Origin of the sequence: Xanthomonas sp. CPBF 426 (genome assembly GCF_903989465.1) — a bacterium.
Taxonomy (GTDB): Bacteria; Pseudomonadota; Gammaproteobacteria; order Xanthomonadales; family Xanthomonadaceae; genus Xanthomonas; species Xanthomonas euroxanthea.
In genome coordinates this window covers 656953-674595 of record NZ_LR861805.1, presented here as the reverse complement: position 1 = coordinate 674595, position 17643 = coordinate 656953, and the positions used below count along the sequence as shown (strand labels likewise).

General features: G+C 68.0%; 16 protein-coding genes. 6 read left to right on the top strand and 10 right to left on the bottom strand.

The annotated features are described in order from the left end of the window. Positions 1-69: 69 nt before the first annotated feature. From mdcH to mdcA, 7 genes are all read right to left on the bottom strand, one after another. A complete protein-coding gene (gene mdcH / locus H7A87_RS02840; protein WP_119129504.1) occupies positions 70-990 on the bottom strand; it encodes a malonate decarboxylase subunit epsilon in 921 nt (306 codons plus the stop codon). A gap of 178 nt (positions 991-1168) precedes the next feature. After that, positions 1169-1981 (bottom strand): triphosphoribosyl-dephospho-CoA synthase MdcB, encoded by an 813-nt coding sequence (gene mdcB / locus H7A87_RS02835; protein WP_232087962.1) that lies wholly within the window; start codon positions 1979-1981, stop codon positions 1169-1171. Between the two features lie 344 nt (positions 1982-2325). Continuing rightward, positions 2326-2967, bottom strand: a complete 642-nt coding sequence (mdcG, locus tag H7A87_RS02830) for a malonate decarboxylase holo-[acyl-carrier-protein] synthase (protein WP_119129502.1) — start codon at positions 2965-2967, stop codon at positions 2326-2328. A 2-nt stretch (positions 2968-2969) separates the two neighbouring features. Then, positions 2970-3674 carry a biotin-independent malonate decarboxylase subunit gamma gene (mdcE, locus tag H7A87_RS02825; RefSeq protein WP_104583578.1) on the bottom strand — a complete coding sequence of 235 codons (705 nt, stop codon included), beginning with the start codon at positions 3672-3674 and terminating at the stop codon, positions 2970-2972. Continuing rightward, complete coding sequence (locus H7A87_RS02820) at positions 3665-4585, bottom strand: biotin-independent malonate decarboxylase subunit beta (RefSeq protein ID WP_119129501.1); 921 nt, start codon at positions 4583-4585, stop codon at positions 3665-3667. The genes mdcE and H7A87_RS02820 overlap by 10 nt, the downstream gene beginning before the upstream one ends. Before the next feature lie 406 nt (positions 4586-4991). Next, the gene (mdcC, locus tag H7A87_RS02815) at positions 4992-5309 is read right to left on the bottom strand and encodes a malonate decarboxylase acyl carrier protein (RefSeq protein WP_104649296.1); all 318 of its coding nucleotides are present in this window, start codon (positions 5307-5309) and stop codon (positions 4992-4994) included. Positions 5310-5318: 9 nt separating this feature from the next. After that, entirely contained in the window at positions 5319-6965 is a 1647-nt protein-coding gene (mdcA, locus tag H7A87_RS02810; RefSeq protein WP_119129500.1) for a malonate decarboxylase subunit alpha, read from the bottom strand. A 193-nt stretch (positions 6966-7158) separates the two neighbouring features. On the opposite strand from mdcA, the gene H7A87_RS02805 reads away from it, so the two are divergent. Further along, positions 7159-7701 carry a PadR family transcriptional regulator gene (locus H7A87_RS02805; protein WP_119129499.1) on the top strand — a complete coding sequence of 181 codons (543 nt, stop codon included), beginning with the start codon at positions 7159-7161 and terminating at the stop codon, positions 7699-7701. 358 nt (positions 7702-8059) lie between these two features. Continuing rightward, positions 8060-8848 carry a siderophore-interacting protein gene (locus tag H7A87_RS02800; RefSeq protein ID WP_104583573.1) on the top strand — a complete coding sequence of 263 codons (789 nt, stop codon included), beginning with the start codon at positions 8060-8062 and terminating at the stop codon, positions 8846-8848. A 301-nt stretch (positions 8849-9149) separates the two neighbouring features. On the opposite strand, the gene H7A87_RS02795 is transcribed toward H7A87_RS02800, so the two are convergent. Both H7A87_RS02795 and H7A87_RS02790 read right to left on the bottom strand, forming a co-directional pair. Continuing rightward, positions 9150-9878 (bottom strand): YceI family protein, encoded by a 729-nt coding sequence (locus H7A87_RS02795; protein WP_104583572.1) that lies wholly within the window; start codon positions 9876-9878, stop codon positions 9150-9152. 231 nt (positions 9879-10109) lie between these two features. Continuing rightward, the gene (locus H7A87_RS02790; RefSeq protein WP_119129498.1) at positions 10110-10700 is read right to left on the bottom strand and encodes a malonic semialdehyde reductase; all 591 of its coding nucleotides are present in this window, start codon (positions 10698-10700) and stop codon (positions 10110-10112) included. A gap of 136 nt (positions 10701-10836) precedes the next feature. On the opposite strand from H7A87_RS02790, the gene H7A87_RS02785 reads away from it, so the two are divergent. The 4 genes from H7A87_RS02785 (at position 10837) to H7A87_RS02770 (ending at position 14283) form a co-directional block, all read left to right on the top strand. Further along, on the top strand, positions 10837-11784 hold the full coding sequence (locus H7A87_RS02785; protein WP_119129497.1) for an ELM1/GtrOC1 family putative glycosyltransferase: 948 nt from the start codon (positions 10837-10839) through the stop codon (positions 11782-11784). 49 nt (positions 11785-11833) lie between these two features. Further along, positions 11834-12697, top strand: coding sequence for a DUF2145 domain-containing protein (locus H7A87_RS02780; RefSeq protein ID WP_119129496.1), 864 nt, complete (start codon positions 11834-11836; stop codon positions 12695-12697). Further along, the gene (locus tag H7A87_RS02775; protein ID WP_119129495.1) at positions 12694-13197 is read left to right on the top strand and encodes a hypothetical protein; all 504 of its coding nucleotides are present in this window, start codon (positions 12694-12696) and stop codon (positions 13195-13197) included. The genes H7A87_RS02780 and H7A87_RS02775 overlap by 4 nt, the downstream gene beginning before the upstream one ends. A gap of 528 nt (positions 13198-13725) precedes the next feature. Continuing rightward, entirely contained in the window at positions 13726-14283 is a 558-nt protein-coding gene (locus H7A87_RS02770; RefSeq protein ID WP_119129494.1) for a VUT family protein, read from the top strand. Between the two features lie 144 nt (positions 14284-14427). On the opposite strand, the gene glnE is transcribed toward H7A87_RS02770, so the two are convergent. Next, positions 14428-17259, bottom strand: coding sequence for a bifunctional [glutamate--ammonia ligase]-adenylyl-L-tyrosine phosphorylase/[glutamate--ammonia-ligase] adenylyltransferase (gene glnE, locus H7A87_RS02765; RefSeq protein WP_119129493.1), 2832 nt, complete (start codon positions 17257-17259; stop codon positions 14428-14430). Positions 17260-17643 lie beyond the last annotated feature (384 nt).

Here is a 17643-nt window from a genome sequence, read left to right as displayed (position 1 = left end):
GACAGAAATAAGGGGCAGCTGCCGGGCGGTTGCCTGCGCCACGCCCACATCGCCGCTCCTGGCGTTACTTCATGCCGCGCGCTCGCACGCGGCGTGGACCCACTCCACCACGCCCTGCGTGCTGTGGAAGTCCTCCACCGATCGCGCTTCGCAGCCCGGCACGATGTCGCGTGCCATGCGCGCCAATGCGCTGCCTGGCCCCAGTTCGAGAAACACGCGCGCGCCGCGTTCGGCGGCCTGCACCAGCACGTCGTACCAGCGCACCGTCTGCGCGATCTGTGCGGCCAGCGTGTCCACCACCAGGGCCTGCGTGGTGACGGCACGTGCATCGATGCCGGCCAGCACGCGCAGCCTGGGCGCGTGCACGGCTGCGTTGTTCAATTCAACCGCGAAGGCATCGGCCGCCGCACGCAGCCAGGGCGTATGCGCTGGCACGCGCACCGGCAACTGCGTGACGCGTGCGCCCTGCGCCTGCGCTGCATCGCCCAGTGCCTGCAGCGCAGCGTGCGGGCCACCGAGCACGGCATGGTCGTCGCCGTTGACGATGGCGACGGCCGCGCCATGCGTCTGGCACAGCGCTTCGAGCACACGCAGCGGCAGGCCGGCCACCGCCATCAATCCGGCGTGGTCCGGGCTGGCCGCGTCCATCAGGCGTGCGCGGGTGGCGGCCAGCTGCAGGCAGGTATCGATCTCCATGCTGCCGGCTACCGCATGCGCGGCCAGCTCGCCGACGCTGTAGCCCAGCACCAGCACCGGCGTGGGCAGCTGCGCACGCAGCAGCTGCCAGTGCGCCAGGGTGCCGGCGCACACCAGTGGCTGTGCAATGGCATTGGTGTAGCGGGCGTTGTCTGCGGCAAGCGTGTGTGCCGAGGCGCCGAGCACCTTGCTTGCGGCAGCGATTACCTCGGCCGCGGCCGGCGCATCGGCAACACGCGCGAACATCGCCGCATGCTGCCCACCCTGGCCGGGACAGAGCACGGCCAGGCTCATGCGGTGGCCTGCTGGCAGGTAACGCCGTGCGCCGTGCGAGTGGAGTCCTGATCCGCCCTGCAGGCCACGTCTCCAGGGACAGCGAGAAGGATGCCGTGTTCTGCTGCACTGAAACGGGCAGCGCGACTGCACGCGCGTGCGCGCACTGTCTTCGCGGCTGCCGATGGCTGGCGCATGTTTATGCGCTCTCCTGACACTGCAGGAACCAGGCACAGGCCAGCAGGTCGGCGCTGCCGCCCGGGCTCAGACAACGCGCGACGAACTGCCTGCCAATGGCGTTCAAGCGCGCGCGCCACTGCGGTTGTGCGATGCCGCCTTCGGCGAGAAACCCACGCGCTTGCGTCTTTGCGTAAGCCAGCCCTTCCTGCCCGCCGCGATGCAACAGGTTGAGGTCATCGACCTCGGCAACCAGGTGCATCAAGGTGTGCGCCAGTGCCGCCTCGCGCGTGGCGCCGTTGTGCATTGCGCTGCGCAGAGACGGCAACGCGATCTCGCGCAGCAAGGGATAACCGTCCGCGGCCTGCTCGCGCACGCCGCCGATCCGAAACCGTGCACGCGCACGCTGGCCATTGCTGCGTGGATCCAGCGGCGCGGCGCGCAATGCATCGCGCCAGACCTGCACCGCGTTGCAGACTGCTTCACCTGTAGGGGCATGCCCATGCACGGCACGCAGGCGCGCCGCCTGTGCAGTGAGCACGCCAAGGCTGAAGATCGCACCGCGGTGGGTATTGATGCCACCGGTGGCGCGCAGCATCGCCGCTTCGGCCGAGATGCCGAGCTGGCGCACATGCTCGAACGGGGCATTGTCGATACCCGCCTGTGCAATCGCGACGAAATAGCCGCGCAGGGCAAACAGGCTGCGCAGGAATGTCGTGGCATCCATGTCGGCATGGCTGCCGTTGTCGAACGGCGTGACCAGGCCGGGCTTGGGCGCGCAGCGCAGTTCCGCGTGCAGGGCGGCGACCGCGAGCCGCCCCAGACGGTGCGCCAGCGCGCTGGCGGTGCCGGCTTCGGCATGCCATGTGGCTTGTAGCGCGACGTTGTCTTGCACATCGCCATGCGTGCGTGCAGCACGCGACGGCGCGTAAACAAGATCCGAGCCATCGCGTGCAGGAGCAAGGCGCAGTCTTGGCTGTTGGGATGCTTCTGGCGGTGCTGCCTGTGCCAGTGCCGAGGGGATGTCCGCAGCAACCAAGCGCGTCGATGGGCTGTCTGCACCAGGCCGGGACGGCGCGATGCCCGTTTCTTTTGATGTTGTCGCTCGCGGCTGCCGCTCGGCCGCAGTGCACTGCGTCCCCGCGGGCCTGGCATCAGCAACGCGTTCGACCAATGCACTCATGCCGCGCTCCACACCGGAAACAGCGCGCTGCGCGGCAGCAGGCGGCAGCCATTGGTGGACTTCACCAACACCTGCTGCGCGCTGCCGGCGTACTCGCGCCAGTTCACCGCGGTGTCGTCGGGCAGCAACAGCTCGCCGTCTGCGCGCAATCCGTGGGGGTGTTCCCAGCGCTGCAGCAGCGTCACCACTGCCTGCGCCTGTTCGGGCGTGGCGATGGACCACAACAGATCCAGGTCCGATTGTGCATGCACATACGCAAGCCCGGTCAGGGCTTGCCATGCGAAGCTGCCGAAGACGCGCGGCTGCAGGGCACTGGCATTGGCCTGCGCCCGCAAGGCCTGCAGTGCAGGCTGCAGCGTGGCGGGTGCGGCTGCGATCACCGCGTCCAGCGCCAGCGGCGCGGTGCTGCGCACGATAGCGTCCAGGCCGGCACTCAACGCCAGCCGCTGCTTGCCTTCGTTTGGCGGCAACGGCACGCCGAGCGGCACGCGGCCGGGCGCGTGGCTGCCATCGCCACGCGCCACCACCGCCGGCCACCCCGCGGCGAACCACTGCTGCAGCCGTGGCTGCGCACCTGGCGTCAGCGCTTGCCAGCGCGCGTCCGGATGCAGCCACACCAGTGCGTGGCGGGCGGGCATGCTCAGGCCTCGCCTGCGGCCACGGCGGCGGCGACATCGCGCGCCAGGGTGCGCCCGCCACGTTGCGCGCCAAGTGCCCGGCGTTGATCGCCATCGCCGGGCGCAGCCAGGGCGTCGAGCAGCGCCTGCGCCAGGTCGCCGTCCCAGAGCGACTCCACCGCGCCCATGCGCACGTAGTTCTCCACGCCCGGCGCGAACACCGGCGAGCTCTTGCTCAGCGCCTGCAAGGTATCCACGCTCTGCTTGGTCACGCGCGCCATCGCGCGCAGATCCATCACCCGGATCTGCGCGTCCGGCAACGCGTGGATATGGTCGGCCATCAGGCCGAACGACAGGAAGCCGCCGCTGACCGATTCGCCATACACCAGTGTGACCAGCCGCGCGCCGCGCTTGCGCGCCAGATCCAGCGTGCGTGCCAGATGCGCGAAGTAGCCGTTGATGCCGAGCAGTTCGTCGCGGCGCGCGAGCCGTTGCCCGGCGGTGTCGGCCAGCATCACGATCGGCCGCTGCGGATGCGCGCGCGTGCTCGCCAATACGGTCGCCGCCAATGCCAGCGCATGGTCCACGCCAACTTCCAGCTTGTTGGCGGTGCCGATCACGGTGACGGCGCCCGCGGCCGTGGTGGCGCTGCCGGTGAGCACATCGTCGTTGCAAGCGATGGCGTGGCCGAGCGGAAACAGCTGGTCCAGCAGTTGGCTCAGTTCCATGGCGTGCTCCGGTCGGCGGTGGCGGCAAGGAAGGCGTCGGTGTCCAGCAGCGGCAGCCGCTGCGCATCGACGATGCCCTGGCGTTGCCAGATCTCCAGCCCATCGCGGCAATCGCCATAGGCGTCAATGCGCCTGGACAACTGTTGATGCGCCACTTCCAATGCCTGCAGTGCGGCCTCGCCCGCCGGCTCGGCCAGGGTGTCCAGCGTCTGCGCGGCGGCATCGGCGAATGCAGCGATGCGGTCGGCCACCAGCGTCTGTGCCTCGCCCAGCAGATAGCGGTGCTTGCCGCCGGTGACGCGCCACACCAGGGCGCGGTCGCGGGCGTCGAACTCTTCCACGCCGCGCACGGTTTCGATCACGTCCGGGCCGGACAACGACAGGCGACCTTCTTCGGACATGATCACCGCGCTGCAGCAGCGCGCCACGATGCCCATGCCGCCGAAGGCGCCGTTGCCGCTGCCGATCAAGGCCAGCACCGGCACACCGGCGGCACGCGTGTTCAAGGTGGCACGCATGATTTCAGAGATGGCGATCAGGCCGGCATTGGCCTCGTGCAGACGCACACCGCCGGTGTCGAGCAGCAGCAGCACTGCGTCCGGGTGGGTGGCGGTGGCGCGTTCGAGCAGGCCGGTGAGCTTGGCGCCGTGCACTTCGCCGACGCCGCCGCCCATGAAGGCGCCTTGCTGCGCGGCGATCAGCACGGTGCGCCCACGCAGCATGCCTTCGCCGACGACGATGCCGTCATCGAAGGCGCCGGGCGTGTCCAGTTGGGCCAAATGCGGGCTGATCAGGCGGCGACGTGGGCCGACGAATTCGCGAAAGCTGCCGGCATCCAGCACGCCGTCGATGCGCTCGCGCGCGTCAGCCTCGTAATAGCTGCGCTCGGCCACGGGAATGGTGGTGCTCATACAAGTCTCCCGACGACATGCGTAGGAGCGCACCCGGGCGCGACCAGGGCATTACCGGGAAAGCCCGTCGCGCCCGGGTGCGCTCCTACGGGATGACTGCGAAGTACCGGTGCGTCGTCCCTGCACTCGGCCACGGAGATGGTGGTGCCTAAGTGATTCCGGATGACCGGCGTAGGAGCGCACCCGGGCGCGACCGGGGCATTACCGTGAAAGCCCGTCGCGCCCGGGTGCGCTCCTACGGGGTGACTGCGGTGTGCCCGTGCGTCGTCCCTGCACTCGGCCATGGAGATGGTGGTGCCTAAGTGATTCCGGATGACTGGCGTAGGAGCGCACCTGGGCGCGACCAGGGCATTACCCGGAAAGCCCGTCGCGCCCGGGTGCGCTCCTACGGGGTGACTGCGGCGGCTCATGCGGTAGCTCCCTGCAGGACGTCCACCGCCTGCTCCAGGCGCAGGCTCACCACCGCGGGCGTGGCGCCGACATCGTTGATGCTGATGCGCACATCGCGCAGCGGATGGCGCGCGGCAAAATCATCCAGCACCGCCTGCCAGATCGCGCCGAAACCGCGTGCGGCGGTGAGGATCTCGATCTCCATCGCGCCGTCCAGCGGCACGCGCTCGACCAGCACTTCCAGGTTGCCGGAGGCGACCACGCCGACCAGCGCATGGTCCAGCCCGGCGCGCGCGCCGTGCTGGCCATCGAAGCGATACCGCAGGGTTTCCATGCCGTGCCCCTACCAATTGCGAAAACGTTTCGGCGGGTCGTACAACCCACCGGACCAGCGCACCAGGTCCTTGACCGTGCGCGCGGCGAGCAGGTCGCGCGTGGCATCGCGCGGCCGGATGCCCAGATCTTCGGGCCGCCTGATGACACCGCGATCGCGCAGGTTCTCGACCGCGCGTTTGTCGCGGCCCAGGCCGACGGCGGTATACCCGGACACGCCACGGATGGCCTGTTCGCGTTCTTCGGCGCTTCGGCACAGCAACAGGTTGGCGATGCCTTCTTCGGTGAGCACATGGCTGACGTCGTCGCCATAGATCATCACCGGCGGCAGCGGCATGTTGGCGCGCTCGGCCAGCTCCCAGGCATCGAGCCTGTCGACGAAGGCCGGCGCCATGTGTTCGCGGAAGGTTTCCACCATCTGCACCACCAGCTTGCGTCCGCGCGGCATCTCGCCGGGGCGCGCCGCCTCGCGCCCGGCCTTGAGCCAGGCGTCGCTGGCGTGCCGGCGGCCGCGCGCATCCGAGCCCATGTTGGGCGCGCCGCCGAAGCCGGCGATGCGGTCGCGCGTGGCGGTGGAACTGTTGCCCTGCAGATCGATCTGCAGGGTGGAACCGATGAACATGTCACAGGCATACAAGCCGGCGGTCTGCGACAACGCGCGGTTGGAGCGCATGCTGCCGTCGGCACCGGTAAAGAAGATGTCCGGGCGCGCGGCGATGTAGGCCTCCATGCCCAGTTCCGAACCGAACGAATGCACCGAGTGCACGAAACCCGATTCGATCGCCGGGATCAGCGCCGGATGCGGATTGAGCGCCCAGTGCCGGCAGATCTTGCCCTTCAGCCCCAGCGATTCGGCATAGGTAGGCAGCAGCAATTCGATCGCTGCGGTGTCGAAACCGATGCCGTGATTTAGCCGGTCCACGCCGTATTCGGCGTAGATGCCCTTGATCGCCATCATCGCCATCAGCACCTGGATCTCGGAGATCTGCGCCGGGTCGCGGGTGAACAGCGGTTCGATGTAGTTGGGCTTGGGCGCCTGGGTAACGAAGTCCACCCAGTCGGCCGGGATGTCCACGCGCGGCAGGGTATCAACGATCTCGTTGACCTGCGCAATCACGATGCCGCCCTTGAACGCGGTGGCCTCCACGATCACCGGGGTGTCTTCGGTGTTGGGGCCGGTGTAGAGATTGCCGTGGCGGTCGGCGGCCTGCGCGGTGACCAACGCGATGCGCGGGGTCAGGTCGATGAAGTAGCGGCCAAACAACTCCAGGTAGGTGTGGATGGCCCCAATCTCGATGCGGCCCTCGCCGACCAGCCCGGCCAGGCGCGCGGCCTGCGGGCCGGAGAACGAGAAATCCAGCCGCTTGGCGATGCCGCGCTCGAACACGTCCAGATGCGCCGGCAGCGACAACACCGATTGCACCATGTGCAGGTCATGCACGCGCGCGGGATCTACCTCGGTCAGGCAGCGCGCCAGGAAATCGGCCTGCTTCTGGTTGTTGCCTTCCAGGCAGACGCGGTCGCCCGGCTCGATCACCGCCTCCAGCAGCGCCACCACGTCGTCGGCCGCCACCACGCGCCCCTGCGGCGCCAGCGCGGCGGCGCGCTGCAGGCGCTGGCGCCGGCTCTCGGCCTGGGTGTCCCACTGTCGACTCATGCGTCTGCCTCACCGGGCCAAGCCCGTAATGTCGAAGTAATTACATCGTAATTATGGAGATCAGTTGTGTCTAGCCGCGTTGCAGCATGAGCCGCAGCGATAGCCATGTTGGTCAGCCGGGCGACAGGCAGGTGCTTGCAGGCCGCCATACTTCGATATATCTTTTCAGCATGCTTCGATATATCGAATGACAATGCGCTCCCACCGCGACAACCTGCCGAGCGAGCTCGATCCATCCGTGGCGCCCAGTGCCACGCGCCGTGGTGGCGCCGGGCGCGCGCGGCCGCTGGAACATGGCGACCTGCGCCTGCTGCTGGTGGCGCTGATCGAGCAACAGCCACGCCATGGCTACGAGTTGATGCGGCAGATCACCGCACTGTTCAAAGGCCTCTACACGCCCAGCGCAGGCGCCATCTATCCGGCACTGGCGCAGCTCGAAGCCGATGGCTGGGTGCAGACCGCGCTGGACGAGGGCCGCAAGCGCTATCAGGTCACCGCCTCCGGCCGTACGTATGCGGCGCAGCACCGCGATGCACTCGATGCCGCATTGGCCCGCACCCACCGCCGCGCGCGCGAGCTGATCAAGGCACAGACACCGGCGCCGATTCGCGAAGCCATTCACCGCATCAAGCACGGCCTGTTTGCGCGGCATGGGCAATGGACGGATGCAGAAACCACACGCATTGCCGCGCTACTCAACGCCGCCGCTGACGGCATGGAGCGCGACGACGGCTGAGTGCGTCCATCGCTGTGGTCCGAAGCCAACCGATGCCGGTTTGAATGCGCCTTGCGGCAGTGACGCGTCATCGCGGTGGTTGCGTTGCGCGGCGTCAGTGGCATGCATGCATTGCTGTCCCTGCGCTGTTCTGCGATTTGATCAGCGTGTCGCTGCAAGACATCGACCTCGCTTGTTTGGCAGATGCGCGAGGCGTCGCCCGTACCCGCATCCGCCCCTGCGGGGCACCTCCTCCCGATGGGAGAAGGCTGAGCAACAACCGCTGTTTTTCGCCAGTTGTCTGGCTAGATCGTCACATCACCGTATGCAGTCACTCCCCCGCCGCGCAGCTGCGCGCCACCTCCAGGAATCGCACCACATGGCCATCCACACCCACACCCAACTCCGCCGCGACCCGCGCCTGCGCTCCGTGCAGGTGGTGCGTTGCGAATCGCTGACGCCGCAGATGCGCCGCATCGTGTTCGGCGGCAGCGAGCTTGCCGGCTTTCAGAGCGAGGCACCGGACGACCACGTCAAGCTGTTCTTCCCCAATGCCGATGGCGCCTTCGTGCTGCCGACGATGACACCGGACGGCCCGCGCTATGCCGAAGGCGCCCTGCCCTCGCCCGGCCGCGATTACACGCCGCGCTATTTCGACCCGCAGAGTGGCGAGTTGAGCATCGACTTCGTGCTGCACGGCGACGGCGTGGCCTCCAGCTGGGCGGCGCAGGCACAGCCCGGCGACACCCTGACGATCGGCGGCCCGCGCGGCTCGTTCCTGGTTGCCGACGACTACGACCACTACGTGCTGATCGGCGATGAAACCGCCTTGCCGGCAATCGGCCGCTGGCTGGAAGCCATGCCCGCCGACATGCATGCAGAGGTCTTTATCGAAATCGCCGATGCGGCCGAGCGCCAGGAGCTGCTCAGCGCCGCCGAGGTGGACGTGTACTGGCTGGAACGCAACGGCTTCGATGCCGCCAGCAGCACCCTGCTGGAAGACAGCCTGCGCGATTACGAGCCGCACGACGGCGACACGTTCTACTGGATCGGCACCGAATCCATGCGCGCACGTGCGATGCGCAAGTTTCTCGAAGAGCACATGGGCGTGGATAAGGATTCAGTGCGCGCGAAGGGCTACTGGAAGGCGAATCCGGCGGCGGAGTGAGGGTGGGCACGCGCGTGGTGCCGGGCTGAGGGTAGAGCCCTCGCGGCCAGGGCCGCTCCTACGAAGGTCGGATGCTCATGCGTTGTGGTGGGGCTGAGGGTAGAGCCCTCGCGGCCAGGGCCGCTCCTACAAAGGTCGGATGCTCATGCGTTGTGGTGGGGCTGAGGGTGGATCCCTCGCGGCCAGGGCCGCTCCTACGAAGAGCTGATAGGCGCCCAAGCAAAAGCCCGCCGATCGGCGGGCTTTTGCGTTACACGCATCGGTGCGATTGCTCGCACCGATGCATCCACTGCGCTGCGACTTACTTGGCAGCGGCAGCGTCACCGGCCTTGGCCTGCAGGGCTTCGGTGGTGATGCGGATCTTCACTTCATCGCTGACGTTCGGGGCGTACTGGCCCACGCCGAAGTCGGTGCGCTTGATGGTGGTGGTGGCGTCGAAACCGGCTGCCGGCACCTTCTTCATCGGGTGCTCGCCGGCACCATTGAGGGTGACGTCCAGCACGACCGGCTTGGTCTGATCCTTGATGGTCAGATCGCCAGTGACGGTCAGCTTGTTGGGGCCGGCCGCTTCGACCTTGGTGCTCTTGAAGGTGGCGGTCGGGAACTTGGCCGCGTCGAAGAAGTCACCGCTCTTCAGGTGCTCGTCGAACTTGGCGGTGAAGCTGTTCAGACCCGACAGCGGCAGGGTGACCTGCACGGTGGACTTGGTCACGTCGGCCGCGTCGTACACCAGGGTGCCGTCGACATTGCCGAAGTGGGCGGTCGGGTTGGAGAAGCCGAAGTGGCTCCACTGCGCCAGCACGTCGGTGTGGCTCGGGTCCAGGGTGTAGGTGCCCGAGGCCACTTCCACGGCCGGCGCGGTCGAGGCGGCCGGTTCGGCGGCGGCAGGTGCCGTTGCAGCGGCATCGGCCGGGGCGGTGGCGGCCGGGGTTTCGGCAGCAGGCGCGGCGGCGTTGTCGGCCGGCTTGGAGCAGGCGGCGATGGCCAGGGTCAGGGCGAGCGGCAGCAGCAGTTTGTGGGTGGTCTTCATTGAAACTCCTTGAGGATGAGGGACCGCATTGGATCAACGCGGATGGAACGGACGCAGACGGACGAGGACTGCAGGAAAGCGGAAAACATGCGCCTGGGGCCGATGGCACAGGGCGCACGCTCGTCGGGTGGTGCGGGGGGCGCTCCGAAGCCGGAGTGTACGTCGCTCCCCGCCTGGCGGCGCGCCGGCTGCGCCCGCCTGACGGTGTGCGCAGCCGGTGTCTCGCCGCCGTTATTCGATGCGTGCGGCTTCGTCGAAGCTCAGGCGCGGCAGCCGCGGGAACAGCCCGGCCGGATCGCCGTAGCCAAGATTGATCAGAAAGTTGGACTTGATCGGCGTGCCGGCAAAGAACGCCGCATCCACCTTGGCGTTGTCGAAGCCGGACATCGGGCCGGCATTCAGACCCAGCGCACGTGCGGCCAGGATCAGGTAGGCGCCCTGCAGCGAGCTGTTACGGAACGCACCGGTTGCGCGCATCTCGCGCGAGCCTTCGAACCAGCTCTTGGCGTCGGCATGCGGGAACAGGTACGGCAGCTTTTCGTGGAACTCCTCATCGGAGCCGACGATCACCGTGACCGGCGCGGCCAGCGTCTTGGCGGCATTGGCCTCGGACAGCGCCGGCTTGAGCTTCTGCTTGCCCTCGGGCGTGGTCACGAACACGAAACGCGCCGGCGACCCGTTGGCCGCGGTCGGGCCCCACTTCAGCAGATCGTAGAGCTCGCGCAGCTGCGCTTCGCTCACCGGCTTGTCGAGAAAGGCGTTTTGCGTGCGGGCGGTACGAAAGAGCTGATCCAGCGCGGCAGCGTCGAGCAAGTCGGACATGGAGACTCCGGGAAGCAAGGGAATGGGCGACAGTAGGGTGCAGCACCGGCGCCAGCGTGAAGACCCGCAGTGTAGAGTGGCGCGATTGCTGCAACACACGCTCAATCTGAAACAAATCTATGTCGGATCTGAAACGATGGCGCTGACCTGGGCCGTGAGCGACGGCCGCGCCGGCAATGCACGCCAGGCCGAGGCCTTGGCGCAGGCGCTGCACTCCACACCGGTGACCGCACTGCATCTGCAGGCCCGCGCGCCGTGGCGTTGGGCCGCACCGCGCCTGTTGCCGGGGGCGCAGGCCGCATTTGGCGCGAAATTCGCGCGGCATTTGCAGCAGCCGCCGACGCTGGCGATCGGCTGCGGGCGCCAGGCCGCCCTGGCCACCCGGCTGCTGCGCGCGCGCGGCAGCCAGGCGGTGCAGATCCTGGACCCGCGGCTGGACCCGCGCCACTGGGATCTGCTGATCGTGCCCGAGCACGATGCGCTGCGTGGCGCGAACGTGATCACATTACTCGGCAGCTTGAACCCGGTGGACGATGCGTGGCTGGCCGCCGGGCGCGCCGCCTTCGCACCGCTCGGCGCGCTGCCCGGCCCACGCGTGGCGCTGTTGATCGGCGGCCCGACCGCGCAGGTGCCCTGGACCACCCAGGCGCTTGCGGCGCTGTGCATGCAACTGCGCGCGCAGGTGCTTGCGGCCGGCGGCAGCCTGCTGGTCACCACCTCCCGGCGCACCCCGCCCGAGGCGATCGCGACGCTGCGCAATGCGCGTGCAGGCCTGCCAGGCCTGCTGTGGTGCGACGAGCGCGATGGGCCGAACCCGTATGCCGGCCTGCTGGGCTGGGCCGATGCGATCGTGGCCAGCGCCGACTCGGTCAACCTGCTCTCCGAAGCCTGCGCCACGCGGGTACCGGTGGCAGCGGCGTTTGCCGAACACGCGCAGGGACGGGTGGCGACGTATCTGCGGGCACTGCAGGCGCATGGCCGTCTAGCCGATGCGCGGGATGTCTTCGCAGCCCCGTCGCAGCTGCAACCACTGCGCGAAACCCAGCGCATCGCCGCACTGGTGCGCGAGCGCCTGCACGTATGATGGTGCCGCCGTGGATGCCACGGGGCAGCCACACGGACGATCAATCCCCATGCAATGCGAACACACACGGCGCAGCTGGCCTGCAACAACGGCGTTGCTCATCGCCCTGACCTGCGCATTGCCTGCCATTGCCGCGCCGGTCTGCACGCCGCACTATCCAACGCCCGCCACGCTGGCGGCGATGTTCGACATGGCCAGGTCCACCCAGCAGGCGCTGGACGCAGTGGACGGTGCGCAGGTGGTGCTGCTGGCACGCGGCGGCCAGGATCTGAGCCGCTATGGGCTGAAACACAGCCACCTGGCCTTCGCGCTGCGAGAGGACGACGGCACCTGGCGGGTCAAGCACCTGCTCAATCACTGCAAGTCGGACACCTCCGCGCTGTATCACGAAGGTCTGAGCAACTTCATCGGCGAAACTGCCCTCACTGCCGACCTGCGCGTCGGCGTGCCGGCACCGGCGCTGCAGCAGCAACTGCGCACGTTGCTGCAGGATCCGGCCACGCTGGCACATGCGCTGCACCAGGCGCGCTACAGCATGATCGCCTACCCGTTCTCCACCGATTACCAGAACTCCAACCAGTGGGTGCTCGAAGTGCTGGCGGCGGCCTTGGCGGCGACCCACACAGCAGATGCGACATCTGCACCGGTGAGCGATCGACGCAGCGCGCAAGCCTGGCTCAAGCGCAATGGCTACCAACCTACGCGCCTGCACCTGGACCTGAGCAAGCGCATCGGCGCCCGTTTCTTCGTCGCCAATGCCGCAGTGACCGACCATCCCGCCAGCGAGCGCATCTCCGGCAATTATTCGGTGATCACGGTCGAGTCGGTGTTCGATTTCCTGCAGCAGCAACACATGCTGCTGCAGGATAATTCCATTCCCCACAGCGTTGCCACGCACGGAGCATCTCCATGAACATCCCTCTTCGATCTGCCGGCCTCGGGTTGTTGCTGGCCATCGCGTTCGGCCAGCCGCTGCCGGCCACTGCAGGCTTGACCACGATCACCCGCGGCGATGCCTCGGCGATGTCGGCGATCCTGGTGATCTCCGCGCCGTACTTCGTGTCGTTGGCGCTGGGCCACAGTGCGGTGGCAGGTTCGGAAGCCCTCGGCGACGCATCGCACAAGGCCTCCACAGGGCCGTTGCCGCCGATGCGGGTCAAGTCGGTCGAGAAAGCCACCGATGGCGGCTGCGAAGTGCAGTTGCAGGATCCGGCAAACGCCGACAACACCGCCTTGCTGCGCTGGCCGGCACGCCAGGACGACCCGACTGCGGGCTTTCGTGTTGGCGAGACGGTGACCTTCCAGCCGAGCCCGGCCGGTGCCGGCTGGACGGTGCAGTCGCCCCAAGGCCAGGCGCTGGCGTTCGTGCCGACCGCAGAATCCGCTGCGCAAAACAGCAGCACGACCTGGTGACGCCGGCAAGCTCCTGACAGACGCACCAGGTCACGATGGGGCGTTGCTGACACACTGTTTGCGGACACGGCGGGACGCGCGGGACGCGCAGAGGCATTTTCCGCAGCCTGCCGAACTGCCTGCGCGACGGTTTGTTGATCGTCACCGACGCGCACAGCCGCGTGCAGTTGCAGAGCCTTGGCGCACCGATGCCTGGCACGCACGCAATTGCCAGCGTGCTACGGGTCGCGCCGCCCGCGGCAACGGTGTACATGCGGATTGGCGATGTCTTCGGAGGCATGTGCGTGCTGCACGCCGGCATGCGCTCAAACAGCAGCGCAGCAGCACGCTGGATCGATAAGGCATCGCGGCCACGCGAACACAAGCAATCCGCACGGCATCACTCCACATGCTTGCCGCCATCCGCTGACCAAGACACTGTTTCCACCGGCAGCACGCCGCCGTGTTTGCCATGCACGGCCGATGCACACTGGCCCGCATGCGCTAACGCGCGGATAATCCGCGCTGCCCTGTCACTGCCACACCGCCATGCCGATCAACCCGCCGACGCCGTTCACCCCGCTCACTGCGCGCGCGTTGGCATGGGCGGTCTCGGCCATGGGCGCGGTGGTGCTGTTGTCCAACATCCTGGTGCAATATCCAATCAACGACTGGCTGACCTGGGGCGCGTTCTCGTATCCGCTGGCGTTCCTGGTGAGCAACCTGATCAATCGCCGCTTCGGCCCACGCGCGGCGCGCAAGGTCGCCTGGTGCGGCTTTGCGCTCGCGGTGGCGTTGTCGCTGTGGCTGGCCACCCCGCGCATCGCAGCGGCCTCCTGCACCGCCTTCATCGCAGCGCAGTTGCTGGATATCAGCGTGTTCGACCGGCTGCGCAGTGGCAATTGGTGGCGCGCGCCGATCGTGGCCACCACCTGCAGTGCCACGCTGGATACGGCGATCTTCTGGAGCATCGCCTTTGCCGGTGTCGGCCTGCCATGGATCAGCTGGGCGGCCGGCGATCTGGCGGTGAAGCTGGGCATGGGCGTGTTCCTGCTCGGCCCGTTCCGCGCGCTGCTGTGGCGCAGTGCGCCGCGGCCGCATGGCTGATCACAGCGCCTGCGTACAGGCAATCAAGCAGACAACAGACGCGGTGATTGGATGCGATTCCAACGCAGCTGCACTTCGCCAACCCGCTCTGCATGCCGCACTCGCCTCATAGCGCAAGCAACGCAACGCCCGGATACCGGCCGATCAAGGCGATGGCGCTGCCACATCCTTGCCGGCCGGAAACGCCAGTCCTTGCGCGTGCGCGGTGGTGAAGATGCTGTGCCGTGCCTGCTGGATGGCCGGGGTCGGTGCGATCAGCCGCGGCCGGCGATCCAGCGTGCAACTCAGGCCCGCTTCCACCAGCGCGGCATGCGCCTGGTGCAGCGCTGCTGCGCTCTCGGCCGGCAGCCACTGCACCTGCACCAGCGCATCGATCAAGGCGGGCGTGGCGCAGGCCAACAGCAACGTGGGATGGTGTGCGGCCTGGCCGAGCACGCCGGCCTGCAGGACGAATTCCAGATCGACCAGGCCGCCGGCGCCCTGCTTGAGATCCAGTCGCCCCGCATCGCTGCGATCCAGCTCGCTGCGCATGCGCGCGCGCATCTTGCGCACGTCCTCGTGCAGCGCTGCGGTGTCGCGCACGCGTGTCAGCGTGTCGCCACGCACCTGCGCGAACGCTTCGCACAGCGCCGCATCGCCGGCCACCGCACGCGCGCGCACCAGCGCCTGATGCTCCCAGGTCCAGGCGCGCTCGCGCTGGTAGTCGCGGTAACTGGCCAGCGATGACACCAGTGCGCCCTTGCCGCCGTCCGGGCGCAGCCGCACGTCGATCTCGTAGAGACGGCCGGCGCCGGTTTCGGCAGCCAGCAAGGTCATCACCTTCTGCGCCAGCCGCGCAAACCAGCGCCCGGCGTCCAACGGTCGCTTGCCATCGGAAGCCTCCACCTGCCGCGGGTGGTCGTAGAGAAACACCAGATCCAGGTCCGAGCCGAAGCCCAGCTCCAGGCCACCCAGGCTGCCGTAGCCGATGATGGCGAACGCCCCGCCCGGCACCTGCCCGTGCGCAGCGATCAGTTCGCGGCGCGCCAGCTGCAGCACCGTCTGCACCACTGCTTCGGCCAGCCAGGCCAGTTGCTCGGTGCTGTCCACCGCCTGCTGGCGGCCATCGAGCGTGGCCAGTGCAATGCGGAAGCTCAAGGCGAGCCGGCGCTCGTTGAGTTCGCGCAGCGCCGCTTCGGTGTCCTCGATCTGCAAGGTGTCCAGGCACGCAGCCTGCAACGCATCGCGGTCGGGCAGCGGGCCGCTGATGCGGGTGTCGAGCAATTCGTCCAGCAACAGCGGATGTGCAGCCAGACGCTCGGCCAGCAGGGCGCTGCGCGAGAGCACATCGACCAGGCGTGCAAGTGCGCTGGGCTGTTCGTCCAGCAGGGCCAGGTAGCTGGTGCGGCGCAAGGTGGATTGCAACAGGCCGAGCATGCGGCGCACGGCGGCATCGGGTTGGCTGGCGCGGGTGGCCGCATGCAGCAGCGCAGGCATGACACGGTCCAGGCGCGCGCTTGCGGTATCGGAGAGCGCACGCACGCCGGAGGACTGCGCAAAATCGGCCAGCACCTGATGCGCGCCGCCCGGGTCGTGCAAGCCGATGCCGGCCAACGGTGCGGCATCGCCTTCGGGCAAGGCGCGCCAGTAATCGGCAAGCGCATCGGGCGCGCTGGTGCGGACACGTGGTGCCAGCAGCTCGGCAAATTCGGCGGCAACGCGCGCGCGTTGCGGAGCGAGTGCCTGCAACAAGGCCGGCCAATCCGCATGGCCCAGGCCCAGCGCGATGCGTTCGCGATCCAGCGGCGCCTGCGGCAAGGCATGCGTCTGTGCATCGCGCAACATCTGCAGACGATTCTCCAGCCGGCGCAGGAAGCGATACGCCTCGGTCAATGCGCGCCCGTTGTCCGCATCGATCTGGCCTGCGTCCACCAACGCCTGCAAGGCCGGCAGCAGGCGACGCTCGCGCAGGCTCGGCTCGCGTCCGCCGCGAATCAGCTGCAGCGATTGCGCCAGGAACTCGATCTCGCGAATGCCGCCCGGCCCGCGCTTGATGTCGTCCAGGCGATCGTGCCGGGCGACTTCGGCAGTGATCGCCGCCTTCATCTCGCGCAAGCCGTCCAGCGCGGTGAAGTCCAGGTAACGCCGGTAGACGAAGGGGCGTAGCGTCTCCAGCCAGGCTTCGCCGGCATCGATATCGCCGGCCACCGCGCGGGCCTTGAGCCAGGCATAGCGCTCCCAGTCGCGCCCTTCGCGCTGGAAGTACTGGTCCATGCCGGTGAACGACAAGGCCACCCGCCCGGCCGTACCGAACGGACGCAGGCGCAGATCCACACGATGGCTGAATCCATCGGCGGTGGTTTCGTCGAGCAGCTTGGCCAGCTGCTGGCCCAGGCGTGCGAAATATTCCTCCGCCGCCAGCGGACGGGCACCATCGGATTGGCCGCCCTGCGGATACGCATAGACCAGATCCACATCCGAGGAAAAATTCAGCTCGCCCCCACCAAGCTTGCCCAGCCCGAACACCACCAGCCGCTGCACACTGCCGTCTTCGGCAATCACCTGGCCGTGGCGGTCGCGAAATTGCTGCTCCAATGCCTGCAGCCCACATTGCAGGCAGGTTTCGGCCAGGCGGGTGGCACCGGCCAGGGTGGCATCGACACTGTCCAGACCGAGCACATCGCGCCAGACCAGGCGCGTGGATTCGGCGCTGCGATAACGCCGCAGCTGCGCTGGCCAGGCCTGGGGCTGTGCGGGGTCCAGCACCGGCAGCGGCAACGGCGGTGGATCCGGCTGCGCCAGGTGCTGCAGCAACGCCGGCTGGCGCGCCAGGGTATCGAGCGCGAACTCGCTGGCGAGCGCAACCTGTGCGAGCTGCCGATCGACGTCATCGCCCGGCCAGGGCTGGTCGGCCGGCACGGCATGACGAACACGCGCCACGGCCCGCTCGATCAGGGCGGTGAGCGCAGGAGACACGGACATGATGGGCGGCGACATGCGCCGATTCTGGCATCCCTGCGCGATGGCGGCATATGTCTACGGTTGATCCAGCGGTGTCGAGGGTCAGCAATGCAACTACCGGGTCTACCGCCGCGCTGCGTGTAGTCCCATCAGCACGCGGCCATGTCAGCGGGCGTGATGTCCTTACTGGTTGCGGGCTCCTTGGCGGCTTGTTCGATGTCTCTTTTTTTAGGCGTTGTGCCCCGAAGGGGCCTCAGCGTGTGGATAGCTCAGTTGCGGAGCAGTTGATGTGCGACTTGGCTGCAGGGCCCTTGCCCGCCCACCATCGCAGGACACGCCGCAAGTACGTCCATGTAGGCTCTTACGCGGCATCCATGCCGCGTAAGGTCCCGCGACGGTGAACGGGCAAGGACCTGGCGA

Coding starts and splice junctions, on each gene's coding strand:
- mdcH (WP_119129504.1), bottom strand. CDS start 990: ATGAGCCTGGCCGTGCTCTGTCCCGGCCAGGGTGGGCAGCATGCGGCG.
- H7A87_RS02800 (WP_104583573.1), top strand. CDS start 8,060: ATGGCCATCCACACCCACACCCAACTCCGCCGCGACCCGCGCCTGCGC.
- H7A87_RS02805 (WP_119129499.1), top strand. CDS start 7,159: ATGCGCTCCCACCGCGACAACCTGCCGAGCGAGCTCGATCCATCCGTG.
- glnE (WP_119129493.1), bottom strand. CDS start 17,259: ATGTCGCCGCCCATCATGTCCGTGTCTCCTGCGCTCACCGCCCTGATC.
- H7A87_RS02780 (WP_119129496.1), top strand. CDS start 11,834: ATGCAATGCGAACACACACGGCGCAGCTGGCCTGCAACAACGGCGTTG.
- H7A87_RS02790 (WP_119129498.1), bottom strand. CDS start 10,700: ATGTCCGACTTGCTCGACGCTGCCGCGCTGGATCAGCTCTTTCGTACC.
- H7A87_RS02785 (WP_119129497.1), top strand. CDS start 10,837: ATGGCGCTGACCTGGGCCGTGAGCGACGGCCGCGCCGGCAATGCACGC.
- H7A87_RS02795 (WP_104583572.1), bottom strand. CDS start 9,878: ATGAAGACCACCCACAAACTGCTGCTGCCGCTCGCCCTGACCCTGGCC.
- mdcA (WP_119129500.1), bottom strand. CDS start 6,965: ATGAGTCGACAGTGGGACACCCAGGCCGAGAGCCGGCGCCAGCGCCTG.
- mdcC (WP_104649296.1), bottom strand. CDS start 5,309: ATGGAAACCCTGCGGTATCGCTTCGATGGCCAGCACGGCGCGCGCGCC.
- mdcE (WP_104583578.1), bottom strand. CDS start 3,674: ATGGAACTGAGCCAACTGCTGGACCAGCTGTTTCCGCTCGGCCACGCC.
- H7A87_RS02775 (WP_119129495.1), top strand. CDS start 12,694: ATGAACATCCCTCTTCGATCTGCCGGCCTCGGGTTGTTGCTGGCCATC.
- H7A87_RS02820 (WP_119129501.1), bottom strand. CDS start 4,585: ATGAGCACCACCATTCCCGTGGCCGAGCGCAGCTATTACGAGGCTGAC.
- mdcG (WP_119129502.1), bottom strand. CDS start 2,967: ATGCCCGCCCGCCACGCACTGGTGTGGCTGCATCCGGACGCGCGCTGG.
- H7A87_RS02770 (WP_119129494.1), top strand. CDS start 13,726: ATGCCGATCAACCCGCCGACGCCGTTCACCCCGCTCACTGCGCGCGCG.